The following is a 9,821-nucleotide window of genomic DNA, read 5'->3' as shown; positions in this document are numbered from 1 at the left end:
CTCCGGTGACGCCGCCGCCCAGGCCAACGGCCCGGACGGGGAGAGTGACGCGGGGAGCGCGGCGGCCGAAGGCGGCGGCCCGGACGGGGAAGCCGGCCCGGCTCGGCCCGACACCGCGCCGCCGGGTGTGCCGGGTGCGCTGCCGGGTGTGGAGTCCGCCGTCCCCGCGACCAGCGAGCCGTCCGACCGACCCTGACCGGGGCGGCGCCCGGCCGCGACGGCGGAAAACGAGGAGGACGGGAGAACGCGGGGAACAACGCAGGGAACACGGAGAGTACGGAGAGTACGCGGAACGAGGTGTCCGGAGTCCGACAGTCGGCGGCTGACAGCGGTCGCGGACAGTGCTGGAAGGCAGCGCTGGAAACAGCGACGAAAGGTGTCCGTGATGTCGGTGTACGGTCAGCGCAGCATGCCCGGGGACCGGCCGGCGCACCTCGGGGCCGAGGCGCCACCGAGTGCCCGGTTGGCCACATCCGCAGCCAGCCCGTTTGTGATCACGGCGGATCCAGTGCGCACGTGGCACACTCGTTAGTGCGCCCGGCCGGGACATTCCCTGTCGCGGCGGCGCGTCCGGACAGCGTCGTCCGCCTCTTGGAGATCCCCTGAAGACGGACAGGACCCGCCGGATGTCGATCGCACAAGGTTTGTACGACCCCACGTTCGAGCACGACGCCTGCGGGGTCGGCTTCGTCGTCGACGTTCGTGGGCGACGCAGTCACGAGCTGGTCGAACAGGGCCTCACCGTGCTACGCAACCTTGACCACCGGGGTGCCTCCGGCTCCGACCCGGACACCGGGGACGGCGCGGGCATCCTGTTGCAGATCCCGGACACGTTCCTGCGCGACGTCGTCGACTTCCCGCTGCCGCCGCCCGGCCAGTACGCGGCGGGGACGGCGTTCCTGCCGCAGATCGCCGGCGACCGGGACGACGCGGTCCGCGCGATCAGCCGGATCGTACGCGCGGAGGGCCTGCGGGTCCTGGGCTGGCGTGAGGTGCCGGTGGTCAGCCACATGGTCGGCCGGGCCGCCGCCGAGGTCGAACCGTGGATGCGCCAGCTCTTCCTCGGCCTGCCCCCCACGGCCAGCGGCAGCGGCACAACCGGTGTCACAGCTGGTGACGGCGCCGCCGACGGGTCCTTCGACCTGATGGACCTCGAGCGCCGGGCGTTCCGCGTGCGCAAGCGGGCCCGCCTGGAGGCGGGGGTGTACTTCCCCTCCCTGTCCGCGCGCACCATCGTCTACAAGGGGATGCTCACCACCCACCAGCTTTCCGCGTACTTCCCCGATCTTGACGATCCCCGGTTCGCCAGCGCCATCGCTCTGGTGCACAGCCGGTTCTCCACCAACACCTTCCCGAGCTGGCCGCTGGCGCACCCGTACCGGTTCGCGGCCCACAATGGTGAGATCAACACCGTGCGTGGCAACCGCAACTGGATGCAGGCCCGGGAAGCGCTGCTCGCCAGCGACCTGATCCCGGGGGAGCTGAGCCGCCTGTTCCCCATCTGCTCGGACGGCGCCAGCGACTCGGCCAGCTTCGACGAGGTCCTGGAACTGCTCCACCTGGCCGGGCGCAGCCTGCCGCACGCCGTCCTGATGATGATCCCGGAGGCGTGGGAGAACCACGACGAGATGGATCCGGCCCGGCGGGCCTTCTACCAGTTCCACTCGACGCTGATGGAACCGTGGGACGGCCCGGCGTCGATCGCCTTCACCGACGGCACGGTCATCGGCGCGGTGCTCGATCGCAACGGGCTGCGCCCGTCCCGCTACTGGGTGACCGACGACGGTCTGGTCGTCATGGCCTCCGAGGTCGGCGTCCTCGACATCCCCGCGCACAAGGTGGTGCAGAAGGGCCGGCTGCAGCCGGGGAAAATGTTCCTGATCGACACCGCCCAGGGCCGGATCGTCGACGACGAGGAGATCAAGTCCGAACTGGCCGCCGCCGCCCCCTACGAGGAGTGGCTGCACGCCGGCCTGATCTCCCTGGACGACCTGCCCGAACGTGAGCACGTCATCTACGGGCACGAGTCGGTGCGCCGCCGCCAGCAGGTCTTCGGCTACACCGAGGAGGAGCTGCGGGTCATCATCGCGCCGATGGCCCGTGCCGGCATGGAGCCGATCGGGTCGATGGGCACCGACACCCCGATGGCGGTGCTCTCGCAGCGCCCGCGGCTGCTGTTCGACTACTTCACCCAGCTCTTCGCGCAGGTCACCAACCCGCCGCTGGACGCGATCCGGGAGGAGATGGTCACCAGTCTGGCGCGCACGCTCGGCCCGGAGGGCAACCTGCTCGCGCCGTCACCGGCGTCCTGCCGGCTGGTGCACCTGCCGTACCCGGTCATCAGCAACGCCGAACTCGCCAAGATCGTTGGTATCAACGACGACGGTGACATGCCCGGGTTCGCCGCGGTGACCGTCCGTGGTCTCTACGACGTCGACGGCGGCGGGGCGGCGCTCACCGGCCGGCTGCGGGAGATCTGTCGCGGGGTCAGCGAGGCGATCGCCGACGGCGCCCGCATCGTCGTGCTCTCCGACCGCGACTGCGACCGGCACAAGGCCCCGATCCCCTCCCTGCTGCTGACCGCCGCCGTCCACCATCACCTGATCCGGGAGAAGACCCGCACCAAGGTCGGTCTGATCGTCGAGTGCGGCGACGCCCGTGAGGTCCACCACATCGCGCTGCTGCTCGGCTACGGTGCGGCCGCGGTCAACCCGTACCTGGCCTTCGAGTCGATCGACAACATCCTCGACGCCGGCGAGCTGGACGGGATCACCCGGGAGCAGGCCCAGAAGAACCTCATCAAGGCGCTCGGCAAGGGCGTGCTGAAGGTCATGTCCAAGATGGGCGTGTCCACCGTGGCCGGCTACACCGGCGCGCAGCTGTTCGAGGCGATCGGGCTGTCCCAGCAGCTCGTCGAGACCTACTTCACCGGGACGCCGTCCCGGCTCGACGGAGTGGGCATCGACGTCCTCGCGGACGAGGTCGCGGCCCGCCATCACCGGGCGTACGCGGCGCTGCCCAGCGAGCTCGCCCACCGCGACCTCGACGTCGGCGGGGAGTACCAGTGGCGCCGCGAGGGCGAGGTGCACCTGTTCAACCCGGAGATGGTCTTCCTGCTCCAGCACGCCACCCGCAGCCGCCAGTACGAGGTCTTCAAGAAGTACACCGCCACCATCGACGATCTCTCCCGGCGCAACGCCACCCTGCGCGGCCTGTTCGAGCTGCGCGAGGGGCTGCGCCCGCCGGTGCCGATCGAGCAGGTCGAACCGGTCTCGGAGATCCTCCGACGGTTCGCGACCGGGGCGATGTCCTACGGCTCGATCAGCGCCGAGGCGCACGAGACCCTCGCGATCGCGATGAACCGGATCGGGGGGAAGTCGAACACCGGCGAGGGCGGCGAGGACGCTGAACGTTACGTCCCCGACGCCAACGGCGACCTACGCCGGTCGTCGATCAAGCAGGTCGCCAGCGGACGTTTCGGGGTGACCAGCGAGTACCTCGCCAACGCCGACGACATCCAGATCAAGATGGCGCAGGGCGCCAAGCCGGGTGAGGGCGGCCAGCTGCCCGCGCACAAGGTCTACCCGTGGATCGCGCGGACCCGGCACTCGACGGCGGGCGTGGGCCTGATCTCCCCGCCGCCGCACCACGACATCTACTCCATCGAGGACCTCGCCCAGCTCATCCACGACCTGAAGAACGCCAACACCCGGGCGCGGGTGCACGTCAAGCTCGTCGCCGAGGTCGGGGTGGGCACGGTCGCCGCCGGGGTGTCCAAGGCCCACGCCGACGTCGTGCTGATCTCCGGGCACGACGGCGGCACCGGCGCGTCCCCGCTGACGTCGCTGAAGCACGCCGGCGCCCCCTGGGAGCTGGGGCTGGCCGAGACCCAGCAGACCCTGCTGCTCAACGGCCTGCGCGACCGGATCGTCGTCCAGGTCGACGGTCAGATGAAGACCGGCCGGGACGTCGTCGTCGCCGCCCTGCTCGGCGCCGAGGAGTTCGGGTTCGCCACCGCCCCGCTGGTGGTGGCCGGCTGCGTGATGATGCGGGTCTGCCACCTCGACACCTGCCCGGTGGGGGTGGCGACCCAGAACCCGGTGCTGCGCGAGCGCTTCACCGGCAGGCCCGAGTTTGTCGAGGCGTTCTTCACCTTCATCGCCGAGGAGGTGCGCGAGTACCTCGCGGCGCTGGGTTTCCGCACCCTGCGGGAGGCCGTCGGGCACGTCGAGTTCCTCGACGCGAGGGCTGCCGTCGACCACTGGAAGGCTGCGGGCCTCGACCTCACCCCGTTGCTGCACAGCCCAGAGCGACCGTTCGGCGGCGCCCTGCACTGCACGACCGCCCAGGACCACGGGCTGGACAAGGCGCTGGACAACTCCCTGATCCAGCTCTGCGAGGACGCTCTCGAGGACGGCCGGCCGGTGTGGCTGGAGATGCCGATCCGCAACGTCAACCGGACGGTCGGCACCATGCTCGGCTACGAGGTGACCAGGCGGTACGGGGCGCGGGGCCTGCCCGACGACACGATCTCGCTGCGGTTCACCGGCTCGGCCGGGCAGAGCTTCGGCGCGTTCGTGCCGCGCGGGGTGACGCTCACCCTCGAGGGCGACACCAACGACTACGCGGGCAAGGGCCTCTCCGGCGGCCGGATCATCGTCTTCCCGCCGAAGGAGGCGCCGCTGCGCGCCGAGGAGAACACCGTCGCGGGCAACGTGCTGCTCTACGGCGCCACCGCCGGCGAGGCGTTCTTCCGCGGCATCGTCGGCGAGCGGTTCTGCGTGCGCAACTCGGGCGCGACCGCCGTCGTCGAGGGCGTCGGCGACCACGGCTGCGAGTACATGACCGGCGGTACCGTCGTCGTGCTCGGGCCCATCGGGCGCAACTTCGCCGCCGGGATGAGCGGCGGCGTCGCCTACCTGTACAGACCGCTGCGGCGGCGGATCAACACCGAGATGGTCGACGTGGAGCCGCTGGACGACGACGACCGCGAGCTGCTGCGCACACTGATCGCCCGGCACCGGCGGGAGACCGGCTCCACGGTCGCGGCCGGCCTGCTCGGCCGGTGGGAGGACGAGCAGGCCCGGTTCGTCAAGGTGATGCCACGGGATTACAAACGCGTGCTGGCGGCTATGAAGAAGGCGGAGGAGGACGGGCTGTCCGCCGATGATCTGATCATGACGGCAGCCCGCGGCTGAGCCCGGTCGGGACGCCGCTCGGCTCATCCGCGGACGGGCGGCGTCGCGATGGGTGACGCCTGCCGGGCGGGAGGATCTCCGGTGGCACCGTCCACGCGCAGTACATATCCGATATGTCCAATGACATACCCGCACTCTTCTCGGCGGTTGCCCGATGGCCCCGGCGCCGTCGACATGTCCGTGAAATCCTTGTAAAACATCCTGCAAAAGCCCGATGAGAGACACACCCGCGAACCGCGTCGATCATCGCCCCCGCGACGCCGCCCCCGCGACCCGCCCTTCGCGGCCGACACGTCGGCAGGTGGCGCCCGGCGCGCAGCGTCCCGCCACCCGACAGCGTCCCGCCACCCGACAGCACCTGGTCACCCGACAGGATCCCACCACCCGACAGGAGCGGTATGGCTGACCCGACAGGCTTCCTCAGGCACCACCGGGAGCAGCCGAAGCGCCGGCCCGTCGACGTGCGCATCACCGACTGGAAAGAGGTCTACGAGCCGTTCCCGGCCGGCTCCCTGCGGGACCAGGCCACCCGGTGCATGGACTGCGGCATCCCGTTCTGCCACAACGGCTGCCCCCTGGGGAACATCATCCCGGAGTGGAACGACCTGGTGCGCCGTGGCGACTGGCACGACGCGATCGAACGGCTGCACGCCACCAACAACTTCCCGGAGTTCACCGGACGGCTCTGCCCGGCGCCGTGCGAGGCCGCCTGCGTACTGGGCATCTCCGACGACCCGGTGGCCATCAAGCAGGTCGAGGTGTCGATCATCGACCGGGCGTGGGGTGACGGTACGGTCCGCCCCGTGCTGCCGTCGACGCGCACCGACCAGCGGGTCGCCGTGATCGGGTCGGGCCCGGCCGGGCTCGCCGCGGCCCAGCAGCTCACCCGCGCCGGCCACAACGTCGTCGTGTACGAGCGGGCCGACCGCATCGGTGGCCTGCTGCGCTACGGCATCCCCGAGTTCAAGATGGAAAAGCACGTCCTGGACCGCCGCCTCGCCCAGATGCGGGCCGAGGGGACGGTGTTCATGGCCTCCTGCGACGTCGGCGTCGACATCACCGGGGACGAGTTGCGCGCCTCCTACGACGCGGTCGTGCTCGCCGGCGGGTCGACGGTCGGCCGGGACCTGAGCATCCCCGGCCGCGACCTCGACGGCATCCACCTCGCCATGGAGTACCTGGTGCCCTCGAACCGGGTCCAGCAGGGTGACCTCGCCGCGTCCCCGATCAACGCGGCCGGCCGGCGGGTGGTCATCATCGGCGGTGGCGACACCGGCGCGGACTGCCTGGGTACCGCGCTGCGCCAGGGTGCCCGCTCCGTGCACCAGCTTGAGATCATGCCGCGGCCGCCGCGGTCGCGGCCGGCGGCCAACCCGTGGCCGACCTGGCCGGTGGTCTATCGGGTGTCCAGCGCGCACGAGGAGGGCGGCGAGCGCGTCTTCGCCGTCTCCACCGAGCGTTTCTTCGGTGACGCCGCGGGCCGGGTCCGCTCGCTGCGCATGCACGAGGTCCGACTGGTCGACGGTCGTTTCGAGAAGGTGCCCGACACCGACATCGAGCTGCCCTGTGAGCTGGTGCTGCTGGCGATGGGCTTCACCGGGCCGCAGCGGACGGGCCTGCTCGAACAGCTCGGGGTGGCCCTCGACGCCCGTGGCAACGTCGCCCGGGACGCCGGCTGGGCGAGCTCCGTCCCGGGCGTGTTCGTCGCCGGGGACATGGGCCGCGGCCAGTCGCTGATCGTGTGGGCGATCGCGGAGGGCCGGTCCGCAGCCGCCGCGGTCGACCGCTACCTGCGCGGCAGCACCGACCTGCCCGAGCCGGTCACCCCCACCCGGAGATAGTCCCGGATTCCCGCGAAGCGGGAATCCGGGACTATCTCCGGGTGTCTGGCACGGGCTACGGTCCGTGTCTCCCATGCGGTGATCGACGGTGGGCCCTGGCGGGCGCTGTAGGCTTTTCGGCGACGTTACATATCCGTGGTGGTCCGTGCGAGGGCGCCGTAGGCGTCCTGACGGAGGGAACCACCGGGCGTCGCAAGGCGCCTCGCTGACAGGCCACTGGGCGCTGTAAGGCGCCCCGCTGACAGGGCAGGGCGCTGTAAGGCACCCCGCTGGAGGGCACAGGAGCCAGATGCTGGACAGGCGGTTCATCCGGGAGAATCCCGATGTCGTGCGCGAGGCCGCTCGCGTCAAGGGGGTCGACCTCGACGTCGACGGCATCCTGGCTCTCGACCGCAGTGTGCGATCGTTGCAGCACGCCCTGGACACGGCGCAACGTGAGCGCCGTGAGCTCGCGGGTTCGTTCAAGAGCGCCGACGCCGCCGGCCGCGAGCGGCTGCGGGAGCGTTCCGCCGCCCTCGACGTCCAGTTGCGCGAAACCCGCGACGAGCTGGAGACCGCCGGCGAACGGCTGCGGGACCTGCTGCTGCGCACCCCGAACATCCCGTGGGACGGTGCCCCGGTCGGCCCGGACGAGTCCGCGAACACCGTCATCCGGGTCTGGGGGGAGCGGCCGGCGTTCGACTTCACCCCGCTCGACCATGTCGAACTGGCCGAGAAGCGCGGCTGGGCGGAGTTCGAACGGGCCCGCAACGTCTCGGGGGAGCGCGCCTACGCGCTGGCCGGGCCGCTGGTGCTGCTGGAGCGGGCGGTCCACTCCTACGCGCTGGACCTGCTCGCGCACAGGGACTTCCGGCTGGTCTCGGTGCCGTCGCTGGTGAAACGGGAGGCGCTGGTCGGCACCGGTTTCCTGCCCGGGCACGGCGAGGAGATCTACGAGCTGCCCGCCGACGAGCTGTTCCTCGCCGGCACCGCCGAGGTCGCGCTGGTCGGCCTGCACGCCGGCGAGATGCTCCCCCTGCGTGACCTTCCGTTGCGCTACGCCGGGATCTCGCCGTGCTTCCGCCGCGAGGTCGGCAGTGCCGGGCGGGACGTGCGCGGGCTGCTGCGGGTCCACCAGTTCGAGAAGGTCGAGCAGTTCGTCATCTGCGAGGCCGACGAGAAGCAGTCGGCCCACTGGCACGCCGAGCTGCTGGACACGGCCGAGACCGTCCTGCAGTCCCTGGGGCTGGCCTACGAGGTGGTGGAGTGCGCCACCGGCGACATGGGCCTGGGCAAGTTCCGGATGAACGACATCAACACCTGGTTCCCGTCGCTGGAGCGCTACCGAGAGACCCACAGCTGCTCGACGCTGCACGACTGGCAGGCGCGGCGGGCGAACATCCGCTACAAGGACGCCGAGGGGCGTGTCCGTTTCGCCCACACCCTGAACAACACGGCGGTGGCGACCCCGCGGCTGCTGGCCGCCATCCTGGAGAACTTCCAGACGGCGGAGCACCATGTCCGCATCCCCAAGGTCCTGCGCCCCTACCTCGGCGACCGCGAACTGCTCTGAACCGGCCGGGTCAACCGGGCAGGCGCGCCATCCCCCGCCGGAACCGGCACGGCCGGGCACGTTCACGCTGGACTGTCGTGGGCACACCACTGCACGTGAACGACGGGGATGCCGTGACGGCGGGCGGGCCGGGGTGAACGGCGGTCCGGGTGGGTATCCTCCCGCCCGCAGCGCGCTGGGCCTGCGTTTCGCTCTCGCCCTGTTCGGGCTGCTGTTCGCCACGGCCATGTGCGCCTACTTCGCGGTCCGGGACCAGCCAGCGCTCGCCGTGCTGCTCGGCCTGGTCGCCCTGACCGCCGTGGTCGATCTGTTCGTCATCGTCCGCCGCGTCCGCCGCGAACACCGCTGGTGAACACCCGTTGCCCGCCTGCCTCTCCGGACCCCCAACACCCGAGCTGTAGGTGGAAACCGTCACCGGAGCAACCGCAACCACCTACACCAGCGGAACGCGTAGGTAGAAAGGGCTGTCAGGACGACCGAAACCACCTACGCCTTCAGGCACCGGGGCTGGCGGTGGGAAGTCCGGCCCTGGCCGCGATCGCGAGCAGGCGTTTGTCATAGGTGACGAACGCCTCCAGCCTGGCGCCGGGTTGGTCGGTCAGCACCGTGGCGGTGGCGAGGTGAACGGCGTCCAGGGAGCGCAGCTGTGGGTCATCGTAGGCGGCCGCGACGGCTCGGACCGTGGCGTTGATCTCCAGCCGGTACAGCCGGGCAAGGGTGACCGGTAGCCTGCCCAGAGCCTGCGGGGCGCAGCGGCGCAGCGCGCGGGACGCCTCGACTTCGACCAGGACCGACGACACCAGCGGTAGGGCACGGTGGGCGTCCAGCCAGTCCAGCAGGTCGACGGTGAAGGGCTCCGCGCGGACCAGCTTGATCACGGCGGCAGAGTCGAGATAGATCACCAGTTTTCGTCCTCGCGGGCCGCGGCCAGCTCCGCGGCGGCGTCCACGGCCGGGTCGCCCAGTACGGGTGGCATGGAGAGTGGTTCGCCTACCTGGACTGAGGGCGCAGTAGCCTGGCCCTCGGCGACAAGGCGCTCCAGTACCGACAACTCACGTTCGACGGGGACGAGGCGTGCGACCGGATGGCCGCGATCGGTCACCTCCACTGTCTCGCCGCGGCGTACCCGTTCGATCACCTGACTGGTGTTCTGGTTCAGCTCGCGTACTCCTACCTGCCGCATGGGTCCAGTGTAGAACACGCCATTCTACGCTATGGCTCTACAGGGGG

6 protein-coding genes and 1 pseudogene are annotated in these 9,821 nt (G+C 70.8%); 5 read left to right on the top strand and 2 right to left on the bottom strand.

What is annotated here, in order from left to right; genetic code table 11:
* The 5 genes and pseudogenes from CM1CMNOD_RS12920 to CM1CMNOD_RS12900 form a co-directional block, all read left to right on the top strand.
* Positions 1 to 196: pseudogene (locus CM1CMNOD_RS12920) on the top strand (prolipoprotein diacylglyceryl transferase); the annotation flags it as partial.
* A 430-nt stretch (positions 197 to 626) separates the two neighbouring features.
* Entirely contained in the window at positions 627 to 5,198 is a 4,572-nt protein-coding gene (gene gltB / locus CM1CMNOD_RS12915) for a glutamate synthase large subunit (RefSeq protein WP_013874057.1), read from the top strand.
* A 398-nt stretch (positions 5,199 to 5,596) separates the two neighbouring features.
* Entirely contained in the window at positions 5,597 to 7,039 is a 1,443-nt protein-coding gene (locus CM1CMNOD_RS12910; protein ID WP_013874056.1) for a glutamate synthase subunit beta, read from the top strand.
* 289 nt (positions 7,040 to 7,328) lie between these two features.
* Positions 7,329 to 8,591 carry a serine--tRNA ligase gene (serS, locus tag CM1CMNOD_RS12905; RefSeq protein ID WP_013874055.1) on the top strand — a complete coding sequence of 421 codons (1,263 nt, stop codon included), beginning with the start codon at positions 7,329 to 7,331 and terminating at the stop codon, positions 8,589 to 8,591.
* Positions 8,592 to 8,724: 133 nt separating this feature from the next.
* Complete coding sequence (locus CM1CMNOD_RS12900) at positions 8,725 to 8,943, top strand: DUF6343 family protein (RefSeq protein WP_013874054.1); 219 nt, start codon at positions 8,725 to 8,727, stop codon at positions 8,941 to 8,943.
* 142 nt (positions 8,944 to 9,085) lie between these two features.
* Here the strand turns inward: CM1CMNOD_RS12900 and CM1CMNOD_RS12895 are convergent, their stop codons facing one another.
* Together CM1CMNOD_RS12895 and CM1CMNOD_RS12890 are read right to left on the bottom strand one after the other, a co-directional pair.
* The gene (locus CM1CMNOD_RS12895) at positions 9,086 to 9,493 is read right to left on the bottom strand and encodes a type II toxin-antitoxin system VapC family toxin (protein ID WP_013874053.1); all 408 of its coding nucleotides are present in this window, start codon (positions 9,491 to 9,493) and stop codon (positions 9,086 to 9,088) included.
* Complete coding sequence (locus tag CM1CMNOD_RS12890) at positions 9,490 to 9,792, bottom strand: type II toxin-antitoxin system Phd/YefM family antitoxin (RefSeq protein ID WP_237702760.1); 303 nt, start codon at positions 9,790 to 9,792, stop codon at positions 9,490 to 9,492. Before CM1CMNOD_RS12890 ends, CM1CMNOD_RS12895 begins: the two co-directional genes overlap by 4 nt.
* Positions 9,793 to 9,821: the final 29 nt, after the last annotated feature.

It is taken from the genome of Protofrankia symbiont of Coriaria myrtifolia (assembly GCF_900634755.1).
Lineage (GTDB): Bacteria > Actinomycetota > Actinomycetes > Frankiales > Frankiaceae > Protofrankia > Protofrankia coriariae.
The sequence above is the reverse complement of the archived record's forward strand: the minus strand, read 5'-3'. Positions and strand labels throughout refer to the sequence as shown.

Excerpts from the sequence above, each read along its gene's own strand:
- gltB (WP_013874057.1), top strand. The coding sequence starts at position 627 with ATGTCGATCGCACAAGGTTTGTACGACCCCACGTTCGAGCACGACGCC.
- serS (WP_013874055.1), top strand. The coding sequence starts at position 7,329 with ATGCTGGACAGGCGGTTCATCCGGGAGAATCCCGATGTCGTGCGCGAG.
- CM1CMNOD_RS12910 (WP_013874056.1), top strand. The coding sequence starts at position 5,597 with ATGGCTGACCCGACAGGCTTCCTCAGGCACCACCGGGAGCAGCCGAAG.